At 72.7% G+C, this 23926-nt stretch carries 17 protein-coding genes; 13 read left to right on the top strand and 4 right to left on the bottom strand.

Annotated elements, in window-relative coordinates:
- Positions 1 to 31 precede the first annotated feature (31 nt).
- The 5 genes from tatC to lnt all read left to right on the top strand — a co-directional run bounded on the left by tatC (position 32) and on the right by lnt (position 8643).
- Positions 32 to 778, top strand: coding sequence for a twin-arginine translocase subunit TatC (gene tatC / locus NHG27_RS03595; RefSeq protein WP_193719748.1), 747 nt, complete (start codon positions 32 to 34; stop codon positions 776 to 778).
- Positions 771 to 1817 (top strand): diacylglycerol/lipid kinase family protein, encoded by a 1047-nt coding sequence (locus NHG27_RS03590; protein WP_497014770.1) that lies wholly within the window; start codon positions 771 to 773, stop codon positions 1815 to 1817. The genes tatC and NHG27_RS03590 overlap by 8 nt, the downstream gene beginning before the upstream one ends.
- A 100-nt stretch (positions 1818 to 1917) precedes the next feature.
- Positions 1918 to 4962, top strand: a complete 3045-nt coding sequence (locus NHG27_RS03585; protein WP_497014769.1) for a DEAD/DEAH box helicase — start codon at positions 1918 to 1920, stop codon at positions 4960 to 4962.
- Positions 4963 to 5037: 75 nt separating this feature from the next.
- Positions 5038 to 6702, top strand: a complete 1665-nt coding sequence (locus NHG27_RS03580) for an amidohydrolase (protein WP_497014768.1) — start codon at positions 5038 to 5040, stop codon at positions 6700 to 6702.
- 339 nt (positions 6703 to 7041) lie between these two features.
- On the top strand, positions 7042 to 8643 hold the full coding sequence (lnt, locus tag NHG27_RS03575) for an apolipoprotein N-acyltransferase (protein ID WP_497014767.1): 1602 nt from the start codon (positions 7042 to 7044) through the stop codon (positions 8641 to 8643).
- A gap of 180 nt (positions 8644 to 8823) precedes the next feature.
- Here lnt and NHG27_RS03570 read toward each other — a convergent pair whose 3' ends face one another.
- Complete coding sequence (locus tag NHG27_RS03570) at positions 8824 to 9168, bottom strand: RNA polymerase-binding protein RbpA (RefSeq protein WP_138824427.1); 345 nt, start codon at positions 9166 to 9168, stop codon at positions 8824 to 8826.
- Positions 9169 to 9512: 344 nt separating this feature from the next.
- Here NHG27_RS03570 and NHG27_RS03565 point away from each other — a divergent pair, with 344 nt between their 5' ends.
- The 7 genes from NHG27_RS03565 to NHG27_RS03535 all read left to right on the top strand — a co-directional run bounded on the left by NHG27_RS03565 (position 9513) and on the right by NHG27_RS03535 (position 17612).
- Entirely contained in the window at positions 9513 to 10757 is a 1245-nt protein-coding gene (locus NHG27_RS03565) for a Fic family protein (RefSeq protein ID WP_497014766.1), read from the top strand.
- Between the two features lie 101 nt (positions 10758 to 10858).
- Positions 10859 to 11944 (top strand): site-specific integrase, encoded by a 1086-nt coding sequence (locus NHG27_RS03560; protein WP_193719646.1) that lies wholly within the window; start codon positions 10859 to 10861, stop codon positions 11942 to 11944.
- A 450-nt stretch (positions 11945 to 12394) separates the two neighbouring features.
- On the top strand, positions 12395 to 12661 hold the full coding sequence (locus tag NHG27_RS03555; protein WP_497014765.1) for a DUF1905 domain-containing protein: 267 nt from the start codon (positions 12395 to 12397) through the stop codon (positions 12659 to 12661).
- 755 nt (positions 12662 to 13416) lie between these two features.
- Complete coding sequence (locus tag NHG27_RS03550; RefSeq protein ID WP_497014764.1) at positions 13417 to 13863, top strand: iron chaperone; 447 nt, start codon at positions 13417 to 13419, stop codon at positions 13861 to 13863.
- A 727-nt stretch (positions 13864 to 14590) separates the two neighbouring features.
- The gene (locus tag NHG27_RS03545; protein WP_497014763.1) at positions 14591 to 14929 is read left to right on the top strand and encodes a hypothetical protein; all 339 of its coding nucleotides are present in this window, start codon (positions 14591 to 14593) and stop codon (positions 14927 to 14929) included.
- Positions 14930 to 15131: 202 nt separating this feature from the next.
- Positions 15132 to 16277, top strand: a complete 1146-nt coding sequence (locus NHG27_RS03540; protein ID WP_497014762.1) for a tyrosine-type recombinase/integrase — start codon at positions 15132 to 15134, stop codon at positions 16275 to 16277.
- 81 nt (positions 16278 to 16358) lie between these two features.
- Positions 16359 to 17612, top strand: coding sequence for a phospholipase D-like domain-containing protein (locus NHG27_RS03535; RefSeq protein WP_497014761.1), 1254 nt, complete (start codon positions 16359 to 16361; stop codon positions 17610 to 17612).
- Positions 17613 to 17878: 266 nt separating this feature from the next.
- On the opposite strand, the gene NHG27_RS03530 is transcribed toward NHG27_RS03535, so the two are convergent.
- Both NHG27_RS03530 and NHG27_RS03525 read right to left on the bottom strand, forming a co-directional pair.
- Positions 17879 to 18775, bottom strand: coding sequence for an MBL fold metallo-hydrolase (locus NHG27_RS03530; protein WP_497014760.1), 897 nt, complete (start codon positions 18773 to 18775; stop codon positions 17879 to 17881).
- A gap of 66 nt (positions 18776 to 18841) precedes the next feature.
- Positions 18842 to 19402 (bottom strand): TetR/AcrR family transcriptional regulator, encoded by a 561-nt coding sequence (locus tag NHG27_RS03525; protein ID WP_497014759.1) that lies wholly within the window; start codon positions 19400 to 19402, stop codon positions 18842 to 18844.
- Between the two features lie 53 nt (positions 19403 to 19455).
- Between NHG27_RS03525 and NHG27_RS03520 the strand changes: the two genes are divergently transcribed.
- Positions 19456 to 20268 (top strand): SDR family NAD(P)-dependent oxidoreductase, encoded by an 813-nt coding sequence (locus tag NHG27_RS03520; protein ID WP_497014758.1) that lies wholly within the window; start codon positions 19456 to 19458, stop codon positions 20266 to 20268.
- An 81-nt stretch (positions 20269 to 20349) separates the two neighbouring features.
- Here the strand turns inward: NHG27_RS03520 and NHG27_RS03515 are convergent, their stop codons facing one another.
- Positions 20350 to 23748 (bottom strand): pyruvate carboxylase, encoded by a 3399-nt coding sequence (locus NHG27_RS03515; RefSeq protein ID WP_497014757.1) that lies wholly within the window; start codon positions 23746 to 23748, stop codon positions 20350 to 20352.
- Between the last annotated feature and the right edge of the window lie 178 nt (positions 23749 to 23926).

Here is a 23926-nt window from a genome sequence, read left to right as displayed (position 1 = left end):
TTCGAAGACGGCCAGGTCCCCCGAGGGGCGCATGCCCCTGCGTGAGCACCTGCTGGAGATCCGCAAGCGGCTCTTCCTGGTCTCGTGCGGGCTCGTCGTGGGTGCGATCGGCGGGTGGTTCCTGTACGAACCGCTGCTGGCCGCGCTCCAGGCTCCTCTCGAGGCGGCCGCGGCCGCGCAGGACAAGGTCATCAACCTGAACTACTCGGGCATGGCGACCGCGCTCGACATGAAGATCAAGGTCTCCTTGTTCCTCGGGGTCCTGGTGTCGTGCCCGTGGTGGCTCTACCAGCTGTGGGCGTTCATCACCCCGGGACTGACGCGCAAGGAGCGCCACTACGCCGTGGGGTTCCTCGGGGCGTCGGTGCCGCTCTTCCTGGGCGGGGTGTTCCTGGCGTGGTGGGTCCTGCCGCACGCGGTCGACATCCTGGCGTCGTTCCTTCCGGACGGGGCGTCCAACCTCACGGACGCCCAGGGGTACCTGAGCTTCGTGATGCGCCTGGTCCTGGCGTTCGGGCTCGCGTTCGTCCTGCCCGTGGTCCTGGTCGCGCTGAACTTCGCCGGCCTGCTGCGGGCGACGACCCTGCTCGCCGGGTGGCGCTGGGCCATCCTCGTGGCGTTCGTGTTCGCGGCCGTCATGACCCCGACGCCCGACGCGCTCACCATGATCTTCGTGGCCCTGCCCATCTGCTTCCTGTACTTCGCCGCGCTGGGGATCGCGATCCTGCGCGACCGCAGCACCGACAAGCGCCTGGCCGCCGCGCTCTCCGGTGCCTGAGCGGCCCGCACCCCGCCCTGCCCGCCTCGCCGTCGTCGTCAACCCGACGGCCGAGCGCGGGCGGGGACGGGGGGACGGGCTGCGCACCCTCGCCCTCCTGCGGGAGGCCGGCCACGACGTCGTCGACCTCAGCGCCCCCAACGCACCCCTCGCGCTCGAGAACGCCCGCGACGCCGTGGCGGGCCGCGGCCCGGCCGGGCGGGTCGACGCGCTCGTCATCGTCGGCGGCGACGGCATGGTCCACCTCGGCGTCAACGCCGTCGCCGGGACGCAGGTCCCGCTGGGCGTCGTCGCGGCAGGCACCGGCAACGACTTCGCCTCGGCCCTCGACCTCCCCGTGCACGACGTGCCCGCCGCCGTCGGGCTCCTCACCACGGCCCTCGCCGCCCGCTCGGCGGGGACGGGCGGGGTGCGGGTCGTGGACGCCGCCCGCGCCGAACCCCTCGACACCGACCTCGCACCCCGCCCGGGGCGCGCACGCTGGTTCTGCGGCGTCCTGTCCGCGGGGCTCGACGCCGCCGTCAACGCCCACGCCAACGCCCTGACGTGGCCGCGCGGCGGCGCCAAGTACGTGCGCGCCGTCGCGAGCGAGCTCGCCCGCTTCCACCCCTACGGGTACCGCATCACCGCCGACCTCGCGCCCGGCGACGGGCCCGACGCCGCAGCGCACCCCTTCGTGTGGTCCTCGCCCGGGACCGTGGTCGCCGTCGCCAACGGCCACCGCTTCGGCGGCGGCGTGCAGATCGCCCCCGACGCCGCGATCGACGACGGCCTCCTCGACCTCGTCACCGCCGGACCCCTGACCCGCCTGGGCGCCGCCCGCGTCTTCCCCGGCATGTACCGGGGGAAGCACGTGCACCACCCCGCGGTCGACGTCCGCCAGGTCACGTCCGTCCTCCTGGAGGCGACCGACGCAGGACGCCCACCACCCCCGGCCTTCGCCGACGGGGAACGCATCTCCCGGCTGCCCGTGCGCGTGCGCGTCGTCCCCGGTGCGCTGCACGTCCTCGACGGACGCACCACCGCGCCGCAGGACTGACCCACCCGGTCGGGAGCGCAGCCCCGCGCACCCGCGGCCCGTGCGCGCCCGACGGCGAAAAGCCCCACGGACCGACACCCCCGGACCGTAGGGTGGTGGCATGACCGCAGCACCCCGCACCGCCGGCACCTCCGGAGACGACGACACCCACGGCCCGGCGAGCCCCGCGGAACGGTACGCGGCCTCACGCGCCCTCCAGGCCGCGTCCCGCACCCAGCTCGCCGCGTTCCGCGAGGTCGTCGGCTTCCCCTTCGACGACTTCCAGGTCCGCGCCTGCCAAGCCCTCGAGGAGGGCCGCGGCGTCCTCGTCGCCGCCCCCACGGGCGCCGGCAAGACCGTCGTGGGGGAGTTCGCCGTCCACCTCGCGCTCGCCGGCGGCCGCAAGGCCTTCTACACGACCCCCATCAAGGCCCTGTCCAACCAGAAGTACGCCGACCTCGTCCGCCGCCACGGCGCCGACCAGGTGGGCCTGCTCACGGGCGACACCTCCATCAACGGCGACGCCCCCGTCGTCGTCATGACGACCGAGGTCCTGCGCAACATGCTCTACGCGGGCTCGCGCGCCCTCGACGGCCTCGCGTTCGTCGTCATGGACGAGGTCCACTACCTCGCCGACCGCTTCCGCGGACCCGTCTGGGAAGAGGTCATCATCCACCTCGACGACGACGTCCAGCTCGTGTCCCTGTCCGCGACCGTGTCCAACGCCGAGGAGTTCGGCGACTGGCTCGAGATGGTCCGCGGCGACACCGCCGTCATCGTCAGCGAGCGCCGACCCGTCCCCCTGTGGCAGCACGTCCTCGTCGGCTCGCGCCACCGCGGCCCCCGCACCCCGGGCGAGGTCGTGCGCCCCGGCACCGGGGCGGACCTGATCGACCTGTACGCGGGGCACGTCGACCCGACCGACCCCGGGGTCAACCCGCCCATCAACCCCGACCTCCTCGCCGCGTTCCGCAGCGGCTCCCGCGACGGCGGGTACCCCGGGCGCGGCGGCCGGGGAGGTGACCGCGGCTATCGCGGACGCGGGGGCCGCGGCGGGCCGGGTGGGTACCGCGGCGGCGGGTCGGGGGACGGGGGCGGACGCCGCACCCCGCCGCGGTTCGCCGTGGTCGACGCCCTGGACGCCGACGGCCTGCTGCCCGCGATCTTCTTCATCTTCTCCCGCGCGGGGTGCGAGGCCGCCGTGACCCAGTGCCTGGCCGCGGGGCTGCGGCTGACGACGCCCGCGCAGGAGGCCGAGATCCGCGCGACCGTCGAGGAACGCAGCGCGACCCTGCCCGCCGAGGACCTCGACGTCCTGGGGTACTGGACGTGGAGCGAGTCCCTCGCGCGCGGCATCGCCGCCCACCACGCCGGGATGCTGCCCATCTTCAAGGAGATCGTCGAGGACCTGTTCAGCAGGGGACTGGTCAAGGTCGTGTTCGCGACCGAGACCCTCGCCCTCGGCATCAACATGCCCGCCCGCTCGGTCGTGCTCGAGAAGCTCGTGAAGTGGGACGGGACCTCGCACGTCGACATGACCCCGGGGGAGTACACCCAGCTCACGGGGCGCGCCGGACGGCGAGGCATCGACGTCGAGGGGCACGCCGTCGTCGTCGACCACCCCGGGCTCGACCCGGTCGCCCTCGCGGGACTCGCGTCCAAGCGCCTGTACCCCCTCAAGTCCTCGTTCCGGCCCACGTACAACATGGCCGTCAACCTCGTGGCGCAGGTCGGCCGCGAGCGCGCCCGCGACGTCCTGGAGACGTCGTTCGCCCAGTTCCAGGCCGACCGTGGCGTCGTGGGCCTGGCCAAGCAGGCCCAGGCGCACGCCGAGGCCCTCGAGGGGTACGCGCAGGCCATGACGTGCGACCGCGGCGACTTCAGCGAGTACGCCCGGCTGCGGCGCGCCATCGCGAACCGCGAGGCCGACCTGTCGAAGTCGGACCAGCGGGCCCGGCGCGCCCAGGTCGTGGCCGACTTCGAGAACCTGCGCGTGGGCGACGTCGTCGAGCTCCCCACGGGCCGGCGCGCCGGCTACGTCGTGGTGCTCGACCCGGGCAAGGACGGCGGCTTCGACGGCCCGCGCCCCACCGTGCTGACCGAGGACAAGCACGTCAAGAAGCTCACGGTCGCCGACGCCCCGTCAGGGATCCGCACCGTCGGCAAGGTCCGCATCCCCAAGACCTTCAACCCGCGCGTCCCCGCCGCCCGCCGCGACCTGGCCTCGTCGCTGCGCAACGCCCTCGGCGCGTTCGTCGACACCCCCGGCGCACCCGCCCACGGCAAGGCCCACCGGGTGCGCGCGGCCGCCGCCGACGACAAGGAGCTCAGCCGCCTGCGCGCCGCCCTGCGCGCCCACCCCTGCCACGACTGCCCCGACCGCGAGGACCACGCCCGCTGGGCCGAGCGCTGGGCCCGGCTCAAGAAGGAGCACGACGCCCTGGTGCGCCGCGTCGAGGGCCGCACCGGGTCGATCGCGCGCGTCTTCGACCGCATCTGCGACATCCTCACGGGCCTGGGCTACCTCGAGGTCGACCCGCACCCCGCGAGCGGTGGCGCACTCGAGGACACGCCCGCCGCGGGCCCGGGCACGACCGGGACAGCACCCGCCACGACCCGCCCCCGACCAGGACGAATGCCCGCCCCCGACGTCCGGGTGACCGACGCCGGCCAGTGGCTGCGCCGGCTCTACGCCGAGAACGACCTGCTGCTCGCCGAGTGCCTGCGCCGCGGCGTGTGGGACGACCTCGACCCGGCAGGGCTCGCCGCCGTCGTCTCGGCCCTCGTCTTCTCGGCGCGCCGCGAGGAGCCGGGCGAGCCCTACGTGCCCGGCGGCCCCCAGGGCAGGCTCGCACGGGCGCTCGACGCGACCGTCGTCGTGTGGTCCGAGGTCGACGACCTCGAGGAGGCCCACCACATCGACGCGACCGGCAGCCTCGACCTGGGGCTCGTCGCGGCCGTGCACCGGTGGGCGACCGGCCGCAGCCTCGACGCCGTCCTGCGGGGCTCCGAGCTCGCCGCGGGCGACTTCGTGCGCTGGTGCAAGCAGATCATCGACGTCCTCGACCAGCTCGCGACCGCGGCACCCACCCCCGCGATGCGCAGGACCGCGGTCCGGGCCATCGAGGCCGTCCGCCGCGGGGTCGTGGCCTACTCGAGCGTGTGACCTTCGCGTCACGGGCGCCCGGCGCACCCCCGTGAAGGGGCGCACCGGGCGCACCGTGGCATATCGTGTGGTTTCGTGGCCTCCACCCTGTACCGCAACGGCGTCATCCACTCCTCGACCGACCCCTTCGCCGAGGCGATGCTGGTCGACGACGGGGTGATCACCTGGATCGGCGCGAACGACACCGCCGCCGGGCTCGCCGCGCGCGCCGACCGCGTCATCGACCTCGACGGCGCCCTCGTCGCCCCCGGCTTCGTCGACTCCCACGTCCACGTCCTCGAGACCGGCCTCGCCCTCGCAGGCGTCGACCTGTCCGCGAGCGCCGGCGTCACGTCCCTCGCGGGCGCCCTGGACGCGTTGAGCGCCGCGGCCGCGGCCCGCCCGGCCGCGGAGGCCGACGACGTCCTGCTCGCGTTCGGGTGGGACGAGCAGGAGTGGCCCGAGCACCGTGCCCCGACGCGCGCGGAGCTCGACGCGGCGTGCGGGGGAGCCCCCGTGTACGCGGCGAGGGTCGACGTGCACTCGGCGGTCGTCTCGACGTCCCTCGCGCAGCGTGCGGGCCTCGAGGGTCGGCAGGGCTGGACGGACAGCGGCTGGGTCACGCTCGACGCGCACCACGCCGCCCGGGACGCGGCGCGCGCCCTGAGCCCCGAGCGGCGCACCGCGCTGTACCGTGCGGCCCTGGACGCCGCGGCCCGGCGTGGCATCGTGTCGGTGCACGAGAACAGCGCCCCCTCGATCGACACGCGGGACGGCCTGCGCGAGCTCATCGCGCTCACGCGGGACCCCCAGGGTGCCCTGCCGCACCTGGTCGCCTACCGGGGCGAGCTGTGCGCCACGTCCGACGACGCGCGCGCCCTGCTCGCCGACCTGCCGGGCCTGACGGGCATCGCGGGGGACCTCAACGTCGACGGCTCGCTCGGTTCGCGCACCGCGGCCCTGCGGCACCCGTACTCCGACTGGACCGGCACCCCGGGGGAGGCCGGTCCTGACGGCCGCGGCAACCAGTACCTGAGCCCCGAAGAGGTCGCGGCGCACCTGTCCGCGGTCGCGGCGGCCGGCACGCAGGGCGGGTTCCACGTCATCGGTGACCGCGCCATGGACACGTTCCTGGTGGGGCTGCGCGCCGCGGCGGAGGCCGACGGCGCCGCCGCGCACCGCCGGGCGGGGCACCGAGTCGAGCACGCCCTGTTCGTCGACACCAACGCCCTGTCGACGCTCTTGCTCTTCGGGGTGTCCCTGAGCATCCAGCCCGTGTTCGACGCCGCGTGGGGCGGCCCGGACGGCATGTACGCCTCTCGCCTGGGGCCCACGCGCGTGGCCGGGCTGTCGCCGTTCGCGGACCTGGCGGGCGCGGGCGTCCCGCTCGCGTTCGGGTCCGACTCGCCCGTGACCGCGATGGACCCGTGGTCAGCGGTCCGGGCGGCGATGTCGCACGCCGACCCCGACCAGCGCATCTCCGCCCGTGCGGCGTTCCGTGCGCACACGCGCGGGGGCTGGCGCATCGCCGGGCTCGACCACACCGGCGCCGGTCAGCTGCGCGTCGGCGCCCCCGCGCACCTCGCGGTCTGGCGGGCCGAGCACCTCGCGGTGCAGGGCACGGGGACCGCGGTGTCCTCGTGGAGCACGGACGCCCGCGCAGGCACGCCCCTGCTGCCCGACCTCACGGACGACGCCCCCGACCCGACGTGCCTGCAGACGGTGCGCGACGGCGTCGTGCTGTACGACACGTTCGACTGAACGTCGTCACCGCCGCTCCCACCCCTCGTCCGCGCCCTCGTGCGTACAGGTCGCAGGACCGCGGCGGACGAGGGACCTTCGTCCCGGGTGTTCGGATTGACACCACACGGAGGGAAGGTAAGTTCGTTGACGTGTTCCGGCCGTCAGCGCCACAGGGGAACGAGCCACCATCTCACCGTTCGTCCTGCCGGTTCTGGCGCGCATCGGTTCGACCCGCGCGTTCAGTAGACAACACGGCTCCACCGGTGGCGGTGGGACGTGGTCCGAAGGACGCGCGGGTCGGCCCACATCCCCCGGATCCACGGGCCGACCTGCAGGTACGTGGCGTACCCTGCACTGGTGTCGACCCGTGAGCCGAACCGCTGGCTGCTGATCCTTCTCGCCGTCGGTGGCGGCTTCCTCACCAACACCGCCTTCCCCGACCGCGGGTGGTGGCCCATGGCGTTCGCCGGGGTCGCTGCCCTGTTCCTCGCCCTGCGGCGCGACGGCGCGTGGTGGAACGCTCTCGTCGGGCTCCTGTGGGGACTGGCGTTCTTCCTCCCGCACATCCAGTGGGCCCAGATCGCGACGGACACCGTGCCGTGGCTCGCGCTGAGCGTCCTGGAGGCCGCGTTCCTCGCGCTCTTCGGCGCGATGTGGACCTGGGTGCGGCGGCTGCCGTTCGTCGCCCGCAACCTCGCCTGGCAGGTCGTGACGTTCTCGGTCGTGTGGGTCGCGGTCGAGCAGTGGCGCTCGGAGTTCCCCTTCGGCGGGTTCCCCTGGGGGCGGCTCGCGTTCTCCCAGGTCGACTCCCTCCTGGGACGCACGGCCTGGCTCGGCGGCGGACTGCTCGTGTCGCTCCTGACGGCCGCGATCGGTGTCCTCGTCGCGGTGTTCCTCGTCGAGGCGCGCCGGGTCCGCACCCTGCCGGCCCTGTGCTCGCTCGGCACCGCCGCGGTCATCCTCGGGGTCGGCCTCGTCGTCCCGCTCGACGTGCGCCCCGAGACGGGCACGCTCACGGTCGGCGCGGTCCAGGGCAACGTCGGAGAGCCGGGCCTCGGCTCGTTCGCCAACCGCGGCGAGGTCCTGCAGAACCACGTCGACGGCACGCTCGCCCTGCTCGAGGAGGTCGAGCCCGGCGAGCTCGACGTCGTCCTGTGGCCGGAGAACGGCTCGGACCTCGACCCCCAGACCACACCGGACGTGGCCGCCGACATCGACGCGGCCGCGAGCGCCGTCGACGCCCCCGTCCTGGTCGGGGCGCAGGAGTTCCCCGAGACGGGCGGGCGCTACAACGTGTCCCTGCTGTGGGCCCCGGGGGAGGGCGTCATCGACCGGTACGCCAAGCAGCACCCGGCCCCGTTCGGCGAGTACATCCCCCTGCGCGACTTCGTGCGGATCTTCTCCGACCAGGTGGACCGGGTGACCACCGACATGATCGCGGGCGACGAGGTCGCCGTGATCGACCTGCCCTCCGAGCGGCTGGGGCGCGTCGTGCGGCTCGGCAACGTCATCTGCTTCGAGGTGGCGTACGAGGAGCTGATCCGGGACGCCGTCAACGAGGGCGCCGAGATGCTGGTCGTCCCGACGAACAACGCGTCGTTCGGGTACAGCGCCGAGTCCACGCAGCAGCTCGCGATGTCGCGCCTGCGGGCCATCGAGACCGGTCGCGCGACCGTGCAGATCTCGACCGTCGGCGTGAGCGGCGTCATCGCCCCCAACGGGGCGCTGCTCGAGAGCACCGAGCTGTTCACGGCCGACCAGATGATCGCGACGCTCCCGCTGCGCGACTCGCTGACCCCGGCCGTTCGCGCCGGGTACTGGCCGGGATGGATCGCCGGCGGGCTGACCGTCCTGCTCGTCGTGGGGGGAGTGGTGGCCCGGGTGCGACGGGCGCCGGCAGCGAGCGCCCCGGCCCGCAAGCAGGTCGCCGGCCGCCCGGTCGCCGGGAAGCGCCGCTAGCCCGCACGGCGGGCACGCAGCCGGCAGCGAGCGCGCCGCCCTCGACGTCCTGAGCCGGACCGTCGTCGACGTGGTGACGCGAGCCGACGGCGGGGGCGTCCTGCGCAGCGCACGATCCGGTCCGCGCACGACGAAGGGCCCGGAAGCTCCGAGGAGTTCCGGGCCCTTCGAGGCAGTCGGTCAGGCGCTGCGGCGCAGCTTGCCGGCACGCAGCAGGCCGAGGCGCTCGTCGAGGAGCTCCTCGAGCTCCTTGATCGTGCGGCGCTCGAGCAGCATGTCCCAGTGCGTACGGGCGGGCTTGCCGGCCTTGGGCTCGGGGCGCTCCGCGTCACGCAGGAGGGCCTCCTCGCCGCACCGACACTCCCACACCGCCGGGACCTCGGCCTCGGTCGAGAACGGCAGGATGATGGTGTGGCCGTTGGGGCAGTCGTAGTGCGCCTGGAAACGAGGGGCGAAGTCGACGCCCGCGTCGGACTCCATGCTCTTCGCACCGATGCTCATTCCACGTAGGGACCGGTCTGGCATGTCGTCCTCCAAGGGGTAGCGGCAGGGTTGTCTATGGGGGTCAACGTCCCGGCGGGAACGCATGTTCCGCAGGGGCGTGAAGGTCCGGTGAACGCAGGAGGCGCGCCAAACCCACCCGTCGAGGCTGCCCAGCAGACCACGCGCATCGGGGAGGACGCGCACACCCGCGAGACCACCGACCAGGTTTCCGGTTTTCGCAGGTCGGCGCAACTCCACACGCACGAACACGGGTGTGATGTTGCCCGAGGCAAGGCCTGTGAGGCAGCGCGCCTCGACACGCAACCGTGCGTCACCCGCTCCCTTGTCCAAGGTTATGGCATGATCCTTGGACAAGGAGGTGGCGCATGCACGGAACCGACAGCTCCCCGCTCGTTCCGGCGGCGGGCGGGCCCTGGCCCTCGATCTCGTTCGAGGAGCACCCGTGGCGACTCTACGCCGACTCACCCGTCTCTCGGCGCCAGCGTGAGCTGCACGCGGGGCCGTACAGGTCGGCGCTCACCCCGGCGATCGCAGGCCGCGAGGTGCCGCTGCCCGCCGCCCTCGCCGCGGAGTGCGAGGACGCCGCCACCGAGATCGCCCGCTTCGACGTCGAGATGGACACCCTCCTCGGCACCGGCGAGCTCGCACCGCTGCGCAGCGTTCTTCTCCGCAGCGAGTCGGCAGCCTCCTCCCAGATCGAGAACCTGACCGTCGGGGCACGACAGCTCGCCCTGGCGGAGATCGGCGAGGACGCCTCCCGCAACGCCACGACCGTCGCAGGCAACGTCCACGCCATGCAGGCGGCGATCGACCTGGCGGACCGCCTCGACGGCGACGCGATCTTGGCCGTCCACCGTGCGCTCATGGGCGAGCGCGACGGCTCGGCCGGTCGGTGGAGGCAGGAGCAGGTCTGGATCGGGGGGACGTCCGCCGGCCCTCACCTGGCCGAGTACGTCGCGATCCATCACGAACGCATCCCGGCCGCGATCGACGACCTGGTCGCCTTCGCGCGCCGCACCGACCTCCCGGTGCTCGCCCACGCGGCCCTCACCCATGCGCAGTTCGAGACCATCCACCCCTTCACGGACGGCAACGGACGGTCGGGCAGGGCACTCATTCACGCGATGCTCCGCCACGCCGGGCTCACACGCCGAGTCACCGTCCCGGTCTCCGCCGGGCTCCTCGTCGACACCGATGCCTACGTCGACGCCCTGACGGCCTACCGTCGCGGAGACGTCGTGCCCATCGTCCACCAGGTCAACGAGGCTGCGCTCGTCGCCGTCGGGAACGGCAGGGCACTGGCCGACGAGCTCTCGCAGGTGCGGAACGCCTGGACCGCACGGCTCGACGCCCGTCGAGGTGCAGCCGCCTGGCGGGCGATCGACGTCGTCCTGGGACAACCCGTCGTCACGGTCTCGTTCCTCGCAGACGCGCTCGGGGTGAGCCTGCCCGCAGCGCAGGGCGCGATCGATCGCCTCGTCGACGCAGGCGCCCTGACGCCGACCGACCCGCGCCGACGACGAGGCCGGACCTGGCAGGCGACCGAGGTGCTGGCCGCCCTCGACGCGTTCGCGGCACGCGCTGGTCGGCGACGCGTCGCAGGATCCTGAGCCCCGGGGGCGTCCTGTCCGGATCGTCGTCAATGCGCTGAATCGCGGTACCGTTCGTCCTGTGAGGAACCAGGCACACGAGGCACGGCGGACGGGCGGTCATGGCGACCGTTGAGGCGTACGAGACCACGGCCGGACGGCGGTACATGGTCCGATTCCGTACCCCCGAGCGCAAGCAGACCAAGAAGCGCGGCTTCAAGACCAAGCGCAGCGCCGAGGCCTTCGCGTCCTCGCTCGAGGTGTCCATCCTGCGCGGGGAGTTCATCGACCCCACGGCCGCCCGCTCGACCGTGCACGAGCTCGGGGGAGCGTGGCTCCAGCGCCAGACCCACCTCAAGCCCTCCACGGCCCGCGCGATCGAGAGCTCGTGGCGCCTGCACGTCACGCCTCGCTGGGGGAGCGTGCCCGTCGCGGAGATCCGGCGCACCGCGGTCCAGGCGTGGGTCTCCGACCTGAGCGCGACGTACAGCCCCACGACCGTCGCCCGCGCGCACGGCGCACTGGCATCGTTGCTCGACGACGCGGTCGACGACCGCCGCATCCTGACGAACCCCGCCCGCGGAGTCAACCTGCCGCGCAAGGTCCGTCGCGAGCACACCTACCTCGACCACCAGCAGGTCGCCGCGCTCGCCGCTGCCGCCGGGAGGCACGAGACCCTCGTCCTGGTCCTCGCGTACTGCGGCCTGCGATGGGGAGAGGCCGCGGGGCTGCGCGTCCGCGACCTCGACATGCTCCGACAGCGCATGCGCATCAACCAGAACGCCGTCGAGGTCGGCTCCGACATCGTGATCGGCACACCCAAGTCGCACGAGCGGCGCTCCGTCCCGTTCCCCGCCTTCCTGTCCCTGCGCCTCGCGGCGGCGTGCGAGGGCAAGGGGCGCGACGACGTCGTCTTCCACGGCGACCGCGGCACGTACCTCAAGCGCTCCAAGTCCGGCACGGGCTGGTTCTCGCGCGCGGCCCGCGAGGCGGGCATCGACGACCACCTCACCCCGCACGACCTCCGGCACAGCGCCGCGAGCCTCGCCGTGTCCGCGGGCGCGAACGTCAAGGCCGTCCAGCGCATGCTGGGACATGCTTCCGCGAGCATGACTCTGGACGTCTACGCGGACCTCTTCGAGAAGGATCTCGACGGCGTCGCGGTCGCCCTGGAGACGGCCCGGCTGCGCGCGGTCTCGCCCGGCTAGTGCCCAGGGTGTGCCCACGGACCTCCGAAGGGGGCGCGGTCGGCGGCTCAGAACGTTGAGTTTGCAAGGGAAACCGGGGGAGACCGGCTGCTCGCCCCGTGGGTCTAGAACTCACGGGGCAGGCGGCAGACGCGGGCGAAACGGTCATCGCCGACAATCCTCGAACGAGCCGCGACCCACCCGAAACGACGGAGTCGCACCGAGACGCTCGACGCTCTCAACGCTTCCTGGGGAAGTCTGTCGACATCAAGAGACTTTGGTGCAACGGACCCCCGACGACCGATCGCGGAACTCGACCACGACCAGAGACGTCGAGGCCCGGGCCGCACACGGACGGCGCGCACCGAGCGCTCTGTCCGTGTCGCTCGATAGGGTCGGAGCGACGACGTGCGGGCACACGAGCCCCGTCGACGACGAGGGAGGTACGTGGTGAGCGCCAGGCCAGGTCCGATGGATGTCACCTTCACCGCACCGATCGGCGTGACGGTGCGCGACGACGTGTGGTCGTGCGTCGAGATTCCCGACTCGCTCGAGCTGCTGGGAACGGGCAAGGCCGTGCGGGTCGTCGCGACCGTGGACGACCGCCACCTCACGGCCGGGCTGATGCCGACAGGGTCCGGCGGGCACATGCTCTCGATCAGCGCCAAGCTCCGCACACAGCCCGGCAAGGGCATCGGGGACGCCGTGACCGTTCACCTGTCCGAACGATTGACCTGAGCCGCGGACGAGCATTCTGAATTCCCGACCGCGCACGCCGCGACAAGGCGCCGCGCAATTGCCAGAGAAAACATTCACCTGCTGGCAGTACCGCAAAGACGGTCCGCCGCTCGGCCACGCCGGCGCCCTGCACACGCCGCACGAGTAGCCAGCGGCCACCGCGCCCACCGGGCCAACCCCGTCGCCCGGTCGAGCGTGCCCTGACGCTTCAGGGGCCCGGTCCCGGTGCCGGGCGCCACGTAGAGGGGGCGTACGGCGCCCGGAGCGCTCCGGGTGAGATCCGCTGCACCTGGTCGTCTTCGCAGGTCAACCCTGCTTTCGGCGGAGGCGACGAGCGGGTGCTGCGGTTCTCAGACGGCAGACGACCTCGTCGAGGCGCGGGCTCGGCCGGGACGCGCCAGCCCGGGGGAGCGGCGGTACGGGGGCGGCGGTACGGCCGCCGAGGAGCCGGCGGTCGGGACAGCATGTCCGTCGGCGGAACACCCGGTCGGAGGTGGTCACGTCCATCGCCGACGATCGAGGACGTCCGGAGCATCCGGACGGGGAAACAACCGTGCGCATTCTGGGCAGTATTCATTGCCGCCAGCTCATCCTTTCCGTCCACGAGGCGGCAGGGAAATACGCGGTGCACATTCCGCCCGCTGACTGCGCCTGGCTTCCGCCGTGTCGGGATCGAGCAGATCTGGAGAAGCGGCGTCCGGCCCCGCTCAGTAGCGTCGATCCTGACGTACGACACACCGAGGAGGGGAACCACGATGACCGGCACCACGAAGTCGACCAGGACCAGCAAGGCGTACGAAGGATTCTCGGCCGAGGAACGCGCGGCGATGAAGGAGCGCGCCAAGGAGCTCAAGGCGTCCGCGAACCGTGCGGACGCGGAAAAGGCCCAGCTCGAGAAGATCGCGGAGCTCTCGGAGCCCGACCGTTCCATGGCGTCCAGGATCCACGAGCTCGTCGCGGAGCACGCGCCCTTGCTCGCACCGAAGACCTGGTACGGGATGCCCGGGTGGGCCAAGGACGGCAAGATCCTGTGCTTCTTCCAGCCCGCGGAGAAGTTCGGTGCGCGCTACCCGACCTTCGGCTTCAACGACGTCGCCCAGCTCGACGAGGGCACGCTGTGGCCCGTCGCGTACGCCCTCACCGAGCTGACGGCGGAGAACGAGGCGACGATCGCACAGCTCGTCAAGAGGGCGGCAGGCTGATCGTCCGTGGCGCCCGGGCGGCTTCGCGACCGGGGCAAAATGGCTTCTGACCTGCGACGATGCACGAATCGGAGGCGATGGCCCGGGGGAGTGGCAGCAGGATTCCCCGGGCTGCGGCCATCGCACGGGTGTCTCGACGGGCCGAGACGCCGCCACCAGGAGGATCGCACGGACCATCGTCGACACACGCCGTTCGCTGCCGTCGGTGCACTCGACGGCCGGGTGCGGATGGCTGGCCCGAGCAACATGTCGTGACGTGGGGTTCGTGGCGAACCAGCGGCCGATCCGGTCTGAGGTTGCCGTGCGCAGAGTTCTGTCTCGGGGTGCCGCACCCGGCTCGTGCCGGCGCGCACGTGCCGGGTGCGGCGGCAGCCCCGCGGAACGTCATGGACGCGCGAGCCTCGTGAGAAGTGTCCAGCGACGACGGTGGTGGCCATGGTGCGGACGAACCGCTCGGGCGCTCGGGTACTGCGATCGCGCCGTTTCTCGCCCCTCTCGACCGCTTCCAGTCAACGCCGATAATGTACATTATGTCATTACGACGATCTGACCACGCCCCTCTCGGTCGCGGGTCGCCCGGTTCCTTGCGCCCACGAGGTGGCGCCGACACACGCCTCCGTCACCCTGCGCGAGCTCGGCCCCGCCGGCGCATCAGACGGCGCTGCGACGTGCTCCCTCTGCTGTGACGGCGTCGACAGCACGCCCGAGGCGCACCAGGAGTCGGGACATGAGCTCAGGACCGTTCGAGAGCATCCGCGCCAGCGCGGCGCCCGTGGATCTGGGCGCCAGTTCGTCCAGACGCATCCTGCGGGCATCTGGCAGCTCGACGATCGACCGGTCGGTGCGCGCGATCTTCTCCGCAGCGCTCCTGGTGGTGCTGGTCGGTCTCGCCGCGCTTGCGGTCGTCCTGACGGTCGTCACCGTCGCGGTGGCGTCGCCGTGGTGGATCTACCGACTCGCGTCCGCCCCCGCCGGGAACCGGTCCCCCCGTGCGGCGCGGTCACCTTCTCGCTCCAGGGCCGAGGCACGAAGGCGGCCTGGCGTGACGGCGCCGTCGGGCGGGTGATGCGACACGAGGCGCGCTCCCTTCCATCTCGTGGCGCGCTGCGGTAAGGTCGCTGAATTGGGACATGCAAGACAAACCATTGTGTTTAGCACAACACCGTGGTCAGAGACGGTCAACCGTCGGGCCCCTCACCCCCGTCGCTGTCAGTGGCGCCCCCTATGCTCCGGATGTCCGGTCTCGTCCCGTCCCCAGGAGCCTCTCGGTGGTCGCCCCTCCCCGCCTCAACCGCGTCACCGTCGCGGAGGCCGTCGCCACGTACCTCTCTTCCGTGTCTGCGGAGACCCTCAGGGGCGTCCTCTCCCCCACGACCCAGCGGAACTACGAGCGCGACCTGCGCGAGTTCTCCTCGCTCGCCGGACCTGACACGGTCCTCGACGACATCACCGGCGCCGACGTCGACGACTTCCTCCTGCGCTACCAGGTCACCCCCGACGGTCGCTACGCGGACCCGCGGACCAAGCCCGACGGCCCGGGGCGATCGGCCGCGACCGTCAACCGCTTCCGCCAGTCGATCTCGCGCTTCTTCACGCACGCCGCGCGCGACGGGTGGGTGCAGGCCGACCCCATGCAGTGGGCCGCTCCCCCGGCCCGGCTCCGCGGCGGCCTGCGGGTCGCTCGTACCGCGCTCTCGGCAACGGCTGCGCAGGCTCTCCTCGTGACCGCGAGCACCAAGCCGCGCGCGACCGACTCGCCGTCCCCGGCCGCGTCGCCCAGCACCCCCACCCCCCGACCGGACCACGACCTCGCTCTTCGGGACCGGTTTATCATCGCGCTCCTGCTCATCCTGGGGCCGCGGGTCTCGGAGGTCGCCCGCGCGGACCTCGACGACTTCGTGCGTGAGCCGGACCAGACCCGCTGGCGCATCAAGGGCAAGGGAGGCGCGGTGCGGACGGTCAGCCTGTCCGAGCCCCTGTCACGCGCCCTCGACGAGTACCTCGCGACGCTGCGCCCCTCGCTGCTCGCGCGCCGACCAGGCGACCCCGACGCCGCGCGCGCTCTCCTGCTGACCTGGCGAGGTCGACGCATCGACGCGCAGGCGATCCGGGCCCTCCTCAACCGGTGCATCGCCCGGATGCCCGAGGAGTACCGCCGAGCAGCCACCCCCCACGCGCTGCGCCACACGACCGCGACCCTCCTCGTCGCCCAGGGCTGGGACGTCAAGGTCATCGCCGAGCTGCTCGGCCACGCGTCGATCGCGACGACCGGTGTCTACCTCGACCGGATCGAGGGTGAGCTCGCGGCCGCGATCCGGTCCCACCCGTTGTCGACCGGGTTGCCCGCGGAGATGGGCAGCGAGCCGCCGGCCGAAACGGACAAAGAGAAGGAAACCACACCCTCGGCCGGGTGACCGGAGGCCGTCGCGGCCGCAACGACCAACGTCACGCGTTTTCTCCGGGTGTGCTCGGCGTCCTGAGGCTACGGTGAGCAGGTGCGCCCCTCGAAGACCTCCCCCGTCCAGCTCGCCCGAACGGTGATGGCCCGCGCGGCAGTGCTCGCGGTCGCCGTCCCCATGACCGTCGCGACCGGCCTCGTGATCGCGGACGCCATCCGCAAGCGTCGCGTCACGGACCCCAGCAGGTTTCCCCGCTCGGCCCCTGCCGAGGGCAGCGTCGGTGAGACCTCGACGACGATCTTCACCTACGGTGACGACCTCTACCGCGAGATGCTGGCCGCGATCCGGGGCGCGAAGCGACGCATCATGCTCGAGACGTACATCTGGAAGGGTGACGAGCTGGGCCAGGAGTTCAAGGACGCGCTGATCGAGGCCACCGAGCGCGGCGTCGAGGTCTTCGTGATCTACGACGGTTTCGCGAACCTCGTGGTCCCTCGCGACTTCCTGACCTTCCCGGCACCCATCCACGTCATCCGCTACCCGGTCTTCCGCCCGGGCGTCCTGATGCTCAACGTCCGCAAGTCCGGACGGGACCACCGCAAGATCCTGGTGGTCGACGACGAGATCGGCTTCGTGGGCGGGTACAACATCGGGGCCATGTACGCGACGCAGTGGCGTGACACGCACATCCGGCTCGCGGGCCCCTCCACGTGGGAGCTGCGCAACGCGTTCGTCGACTTCTGGAACTCGAACAGGAAGCCCGGCCAGCCGCACCTCGAGGACCCGGGGTCCCGGCTGTGGCTCCCCGAGCTCCGCGCGGCGCGCAACGCCCCCGCCCACCTCGTCTTCCCGATCCGCGGCATCTACCTCGATGCGATCGACCGCGCGTCGGACCACATCTACATCACCCAGGCCTACTTCATCCCCGACCGCGAGATCCTCGACGCGCTCCTCATGGCGGCACTGCGTGGCGTCGACGTCAGGGTCCTCGTGCCCGAGCGCTCCAACCACGTCGTGGCGGACTGGCTCTCCAAGGGCCTCTACACGACCCTGCTGCGCGGTGGCGTGACCATCTGGCTCTACAAGGACGCGATGGTCCACGCCAAGACCGCGACGATCGACGGGCGCTGGACCACGATCGGCACGGCGAACATCGACCGCCTCAGCCTCACGGGCAACTACGAGGTCAACCTGGAGATCGTCGACGCCGGCATCGCGGCCCAGATGGAGAAGGTGTACGACGTCGACCTCAGCAACTGCCGCGAGCTCACGCTCGAGGAGTGGTCCGGGCGGTCCCTCGCGGCCAAGTTCGGCGAGGTCGCGCTCGCTCCCCTGCGACCGCTGCTGTAGGCAGAGGACGACGCCGCCCGACGCACGTCAGGTCGCGCCCAGCACGTCCGCGGGAACCTGCAGCCGGCACGCCGGTCGCGCGGTGAACCCGTGGTCCTGCTCGTAGACGCACTCGCCGCACCGGTCGTTCCCGTCGACGGCGGCGTCGTACGGGGTCCCGGGATGTTCGCCCCACGGATGGCCGCACGCCGTGCAGGGCCTGCTCAGAGCGCGTCGTCGTGCTCGTCGCGCACCCCGGGCGCCCGCCGGTGTCGCTTCCGACGGGTTCACGGCGCCACGCCGGCGCCTGTGGCCCCCTCCTCCCGTGCGGCATCCGCGACCTCCTCCTCCGGGCGGGGCGGCACGGTCTCGTCGATCTCGATGGCAGGGACCTGATCGAACTCGGGGTGCTCGCGCAGGATCGCCTCGGCGACGGCCTCGGGGTCTCGGTGCAGGGGTCCGTCCGGCGTCGGGTCCTCGCCCCTGGCCGTCTCCTCCGTGAGGTGCTGGGGGGTCGCGTCGTACCGCTCGCCCACGCCGAGCGGGCGAAAGTCGTAGGTGCCGCCGGTGCGTGCCTCACCGAACAGCCGGTGGACGAGGCCGAGGCCGGCCTGGGAGAGGATCGCTTCGTGGATCGGGACCACCGTCCACGGGTCGAGCGAGCGGACGAAGTCGATGCCTTCTGCGACCTTCATCCAAGGGGCCGACACGGGCGCGAACAGGACGTCGAGGCGGTCGTCGGTCAGCGGCGGGCTGAACGAGTCGCCCGGGTGGTAGACCCGCACGCCGCCTGCCGCCACGAGGTAGGTGAGGTTCGCCACCCGCGGCACGTCCGGGTGGATCAGGGCGTGCTGCCCTCCCCCGACCAGCACGGAGAACGATCCGACCGTCAGGACGTCACCGGGTTCGACCAGCACGAACCGGGCGTCGTCGGGCGTCCGTCCCAGCCGGTCGAACACGGCCTGCGGGCCGATCACCCGGACCTCCGGGTCCCGGTCCAGGGCGGCCTGCACGGCCTCGACGTCGAGGTGGTCGAGGTGGTCGGGGTGCGCGTGGGTCACGAGCAGCGTGCCGGGGGCGTCGAGTGCCGTCGCGGTGTCGGCGAACGTCCCGGGGTCGAGGGTGAGCGTGGTGCCGGCGTGGTCGAGGGCCACGCACGAGTGGCCGTGAGACGTGATGCGCATCGGGTGCCTTCGGTGGGGGGCGGGAGGTTCCAGTCTGCCGTGAGGCGCCCTGGACGTCGCGTCGGGTCAGGGGGCGAGCAGCAGGTCGACGAGCCGCTGCGCCGCGGCGTCGGTCCTCTGCAGGTCGCCCGAGACGAGCCGGTCGAGCAGGAGGCCCTTGAACCCCGAGGTGAGGAGCGTGGCGTCGGTTCGCGCGACGTCCGGCGGGCTGCCGGTGCCGACGAGGAGCTTCTCGACGTGCTCGACCCACGCGCTGATCGCGTCCTGGGCGATCGCGTGGTGCGGGTGCCCGTCCTCGAGGGAGGCCGTGAGGACCTGGAGCATGAGGGTGAAGTGCCCGGTGCGCGCCGGGTCGGTCATCGCCGCCCAGGCTGCCTGCGCCGTGGCCCGAGGGTCGGTGGTCGCGACGGCGTCGAGGCCCGCGATCATGCGCCGACGGTGCTCCGTGAGGACCGCATCGAGGAGCGCGTCCCTGGTCCCGAAGTAGTGCACGAGCATCCGCGCGCTCGTGCCGAGGTGGGGTGCGAGCGATCGCAGGGTGAAGGTGCTGAGGCCCGCCCCCTGCAGGTGGTCGAGCGCGTCGGCGACGAGCCGGGCTCGGCGTTCTTCGTCGGGGGTGCGTGGCACGGGTGCTCCCGGAGGGGTTGACGGGCGGGTCCGCCCAGCCTACGTTGACGGCCATGAATGTAACGCGCGTTACAGCATCGCTGCCGGAACCGTCCGCAACCCGGCGCGCCTCCCCCGGCCCACGCTGGACCGCGGCCCTCGTGACCGGCGGGAGCTCCGGCGTCGGGCTGGCGCTCGCACGGCGCCTCGTGGCGGACGGCACGACCGTGCTCGTGTGCGGGCGCGATCCCGGCCGCCTCGCGGACGCCGCGGCCCGCGTCCCCGGCCTGCGGACCCTGGTCGCGGACCTCTCCGACCCCGACGACGTCGCGCGGCTCGCGCACGCCGCAGCCGACCTGCCCGGCCTCGACCTCCTCGTGCACAACGCGGCGGTCCAGCTCGACCGGGACTGGGTCGTCACGCCCGGTCCCGGCAGGGCCGCAGCCCTCGTCCAGGACGCGGCGACCGAGCTCGCGACGGACCTCGGCGCTCCCCTGCACCTGACCGCGCACCTTCTCCCCGTCCTCGCCGAGGCGCCCCGGGCGGCGGTCGTCTCCGTCACGTCGGCGCTCGGGACCGTCCCCAAGCGTTCGGCGCCGGTCTACTGCGCGGCCAAGGCGGGCCTGAGCGCCTTCACCACCTCGCTCCGCTACCAGCTCCGGTCGGCGGCCCCGCACGTCCGGGCGGTCGAGGTCGCGCTCCCCCTCGTGGACACCGCGATGACGGCGGGCCGTGGGGCACGGAAGATCACGCCCGACGACGCCGCGGCAGCCGTCCTGTCGGCCCTCGCCGGGCGCAGGGACAGGGTGCACGTCGGGGCCGTGAGGCCGTTGCTCGCGATCCACCGGGTCGCGCCGCGCCTCGCCGCGCGGATCGTGGCGGACTGACCGGCGCCCCGACCCGGACGACGACGGGCCGGGCAGGGAGCGCGACGCTCCCGACCCGGCCCGAGGACCGTCCGTACCGGACTAGACGACGACGAGCACCAGGTCCCCGCCCTCGAGCTGCTGGACCGCGCCGATCGCGACGCGCTGCACCGTCCCGCCGACGGGGGTCGTGATCGCGGCCTCCATCTTCATGGCCTCGACCGTCGCGACGGTCTGCCCGGCCTCGACGACCTCGCCCTCCTGGACCACCGGCGTCACGGCCCCCGCGAACGGCGCCGCGATCTGGCCCGGTGCGGCCGGGTCGGCCTTCTCGGCGAGCGACGAGTCGACCTCGATCGATCGGTCGCGGACCTGGAGCGGGCGGAGCTGGCCGTTGAGCGTGAACATGACCGTGCGCATGCCGCGCTCGTCCGGGACGCCCACGGCCTCGAGCCCCACGAGGAGCTTGACCCCGCGCTCGAGCGAGACCTCGACCTCCTCGCCGGGCGTGAGCCCGTAGAGGTACGCCTGGGTGTCGAGCACCGAGACGTCGCCGAACGCCGCCCGCGTCGTCTCGTAGTCCTTGGTCGGGCCGGCGAACAGCAGGTGGTTGAGCCGGTTGCGCCGTGCGGCCGAGTCCCCGTCGAGGTCCGCCTGGTCCTCCGCGGTGAGCGGCGTCACGGGCGTACGCACGACGCGGCCTGCAAGGGCCTTGCTGCGGAAGGGCTCGGGCCAGCCGCCGGGAGGATCGCCGAGCTCGCCGCCCAGGAACGCGATGACGGAGTCGGGGATGTCGTAGTCCTGCGGGTTCTCGGCGAAGTCCGCCGGGTCGGCCTGCCGCGCCACGAGCTGGAGGGCCAGGTCGCCGACCACCTTCGAGGACGGGGTCACCTTGACCAGGCGCCCGAGGATGCGGTCGGCCGCGGCGTACGTGGCCTCGATCTGCTCGAACCGGTCGCCCAGGCCGAGCGCGATGGCCTGCTGGCGCAGGTTGGAGAGCTGGCCGCCCGGGATCTCGTGCTCGTAGACGCGACCCGTGGGGCTCGACAGGCCCGACTCGAACGGGGCGTACAGGCGCCGCACGGCCTCCCAGTAGGGCTCCAGGTCGCACACCGCGCGCAGCGACAGGCCCGTGTCGCGCTCGGTGTGCTCGAGCCCTGCGACCAGGGCGGACATCGACGGCTGGCTCGTCGTTCCGGCCATCGCCGCGCTCGCGACGTCGACTGCGTCGACCCCTGCCGCGACGGCAGCCATGAGGGTGGCCATCTGCCCGCCCGACGTGTCGTGCGTGTGCAGGTGGACGGGCAGGTCGAAGCGCTCGCGCAGGGCCGTGACGAGGCGCGCCGCGGCCGCAGGACGCAGCAGGCCGGCCATGTCCTTGATCGCGAGGACGTGCGCCCCCGCGTCGACGATGCGGTCGGCGAGCTCGAGGTAGTAGTCGAGCGTGTACAGGGACTCGGCCGGGTCGAGCAGGTTGCCCGTGTAGCACAGCGCGACCTCGGCGACCGCGGTGCCGGTCGCCCGGACGGCGTCGATCGCCGGGCGCATCTGCTCGACGTCGTTGAGCGCGTCGAAGATGCGGAAGATGTCCACGCCCGTGGCCGCGGCCTCACGGACGAAGGCCTCGGTGACCTCGGTGGGGTACGGGGTGTACCCGACGGTGTTGCGGCCGCGCAGGAGCATCTGGAGCGCGACGTTCGGCATGGCCTCGCGCAGCGCCGCCAGGCGGGCCCACGGGTCCTCGCCGAGGAAGCGGAGCGCGACGTCGTACGTCGCGCCGCCCCATGCCTCGACCGAGAGCAGCTGCGGCGTCAGGCGCGCGACGTACGGGGCGACCGCGAGCAGGTCGTGGGTGCGCACCCGGGTCGCGAGCAGGGACTGGTGGGCATCGCGGAACGTGGTGTCCGTGACCTTGACCGCGGTCTCGGCGCGCAGCGCGCGGGCGAAGCCCTCCGGCCCCAGCTCGAGCAGCTGCTGACGGCTGCCCGGCACGGGGGCCAGCGACAGGTCGACCTCGGGGAGCTTGGCGACGGGGTCGATCGCCCCCTGGCCGGGTCCGTGCGGGCGGTTGACCGTCACGTCGCCCAGGTAGCTCAGGAGCCGGGTGCCGCGGTCTGCGCTCTCGCGTGCGGCCAGCAGCTCGGGGCGCTCGTCGATGAAGGACGTCGACAGGTTCCCGGCGATGAACTCGGCGTCCGAGAGCACCGCCTGCAGGAACGGGATGTTCGTCCGGATGCCGCGGATGCGGAACTCGGCCAGGGCACGGCGGGCCCGGCGTACGGCCGTCGGGTAGTCCCTGCCGCGGCACGTGAGCTTGACCAGCATCGAGTCGAAGTGGCCCGAGATCTCCGACCCGGCGGTCGCCGTCGCGCCGTCGAGGCGGACTCCCGCGCCACCCGGCGAACGGTAGGCCACGATGCGGCCCGTGTCCGGGCGGAAGCCGTTGGAGGGGTCCTCCGTCGTGATGCGCGACTGCAGGGCCGCGCCGTTGACGTGCACGTCCTCCTGGCGGATGCCCAGGTCCTCGAGCGACTCCCCCGCGGCGATGCGCATCTGCGACGAGACGAGGTCGATGTCGGTGACCTCCTCGGTCACGGTGTGCTCGACCTGGATGCGCGGGTTCATCTCGATGAACACGTGCTGCCCGGCCCGCTCCCCCACGGTGTCGAGCAGGAACTCGACGGTCCCGGCGTTCTGGTACCCGATCGACCGCGCGAACTTCACGGCGTCGGCGCACAGCGCGTCCCGGACCGCGGGGTCGAGGTTGGGCGCGGGCGCGATCTCGATGACCTTCTGGTGGCGCCGCTGGACCGAGCAGTCGCGCTCGTACAGGTGCACGACGTTGCCCTGCCCGTCGGCGAGGATCTGCACCTCGATGTGACGCGGTCGCAGGACGGCCTGCTCGAGGAACATGGTCGGGTCGCCGAACGCGCCGTCGGCCTCGCGCATCGCGGCGGCCAGCGCCTCGGGCAGGTCCTCCCGCCGGTCGACGCGGCGCATGCCGCGCCCGCCACCACCCGCGACGGCCTTGGCGAAGATCGGGAAACCGATCTCGTCGGCTGCCGCGATGAGCTCGTCGATGTCCGACGACGGCTCGCTCGACGCGAGGACCGGGATGCCGGCCTCCTTCGCGGCCTTGAGGGCGCGCACCTTGTTCCCGGCGAGCTCGAGGACCTCGGGAGGCGGCCCGACGAACGTGATGCCCGCCTGCTGGCAGGCCCGTGCGAGGTCGGGGTTCTCCGACAGGAAGCCGTAGCCGGGGTAGATCGCGTCCGCGCCGGCGTCCTTGGCGACGCGCACGATCTCCTCGATGTCGAGGTACGCCCGGACCGGGTGCCCCTCCTCGCCGATCCGGTACGCCTCGTCCGCCTTCAGGCGGTGCTCGGAGTTCCGGTCCTCGTAGGGGAAGACCGCCACCGTCCGGGAGCCGAGCTCGTACGCCGCGCGAAACGCCCGAACCGCGATCTCCGCGCGGTTGGCGACCAGAACCTTCGAGAACACCAAGTACCCCATCCGTCATCGTGGGTCGAGCACGCGCACCCTCGCGAGAAGAGGGCCGTGTGCTCGCTCGTCACGGGCGGTCCTCCCGGCACGAGCCGGGGACGCCCACAGGCGATCTTGCCACGGCCGTCCGGGCGGGAGGGCACCGGAAGGGGGCGAACGGTCGAAAAAGGTGGCG

The organism is Oerskovia sp. 140933 (assembly GCF_059651515.1).
The sequence above is the reverse complement of the archived record's forward strand: the minus strand, read 5'-3'. Positions and strand labels throughout refer to the sequence as shown.

Bases quoted from the DNA above. Each gene is read 5' to 3' on its own strand.
- tatC (WP_193719748.1), top strand. From the start codon at position 32: ATGCCCCTGCGTGAGCACCTGCTGGAGATCCGCAAGCGGCTCTTCCTG.
- NHG27_RS03585 (WP_497014769.1), top strand. From the start codon at position 1,918: ATGACCGCAGCACCCCGCACCGCCGGCACCTCCGGAGACGACGACACC.
- NHG27_RS03570 (WP_138824427.1), bottom strand. From the start codon at position 9,168: ATGCCAGACCGGTCCCTACGTGGAATGAGCATCGGTGCGAAGAGCATG.
- NHG27_RS03565 (WP_497014766.1), top strand. From the start codon at position 9,513: ATGCACGGAACCGACAGCTCCCCGCTCGTTCCGGCGGCGGGCGGGCCC.
- NHG27_RS03560 (WP_193719646.1), top strand. From the start codon at position 10,859: ATGGCGACCGTTGAGGCGTACGAGACCACGGCCGGACGGCGGTACATG.
- NHG27_RS03555 (WP_497014765.1), top strand. From the start codon at position 12,395: ATGGATGTCACCTTCACCGCACCGATCGGCGTGACGGTGCGCGACGAC.
- NHG27_RS03550 (WP_497014764.1), top strand. From the start codon at position 13,417: ATGACCGGCACCACGAAGTCGACCAGGACCAGCAAGGCGTACGAAGGA.
- NHG27_RS03545 (WP_497014763.1), top strand. From the start codon at position 14,591: ATGAGCTCAGGACCGTTCGAGAGCATCCGCGCCAGCGCGGCGCCCGTG.
- NHG27_RS03530 (WP_497014760.1), bottom strand. From the start codon at position 18,775: ATGCGCATCACGTCTCACGGCCACTCGTGCGTGGCCCTCGACCACGCC.
- NHG27_RS03520 (WP_497014758.1), top strand. From the start codon at position 19,456: ATGAATGTAACGCGCGTTACAGCATCGCTGCCGGAACCGTCCGCAACC.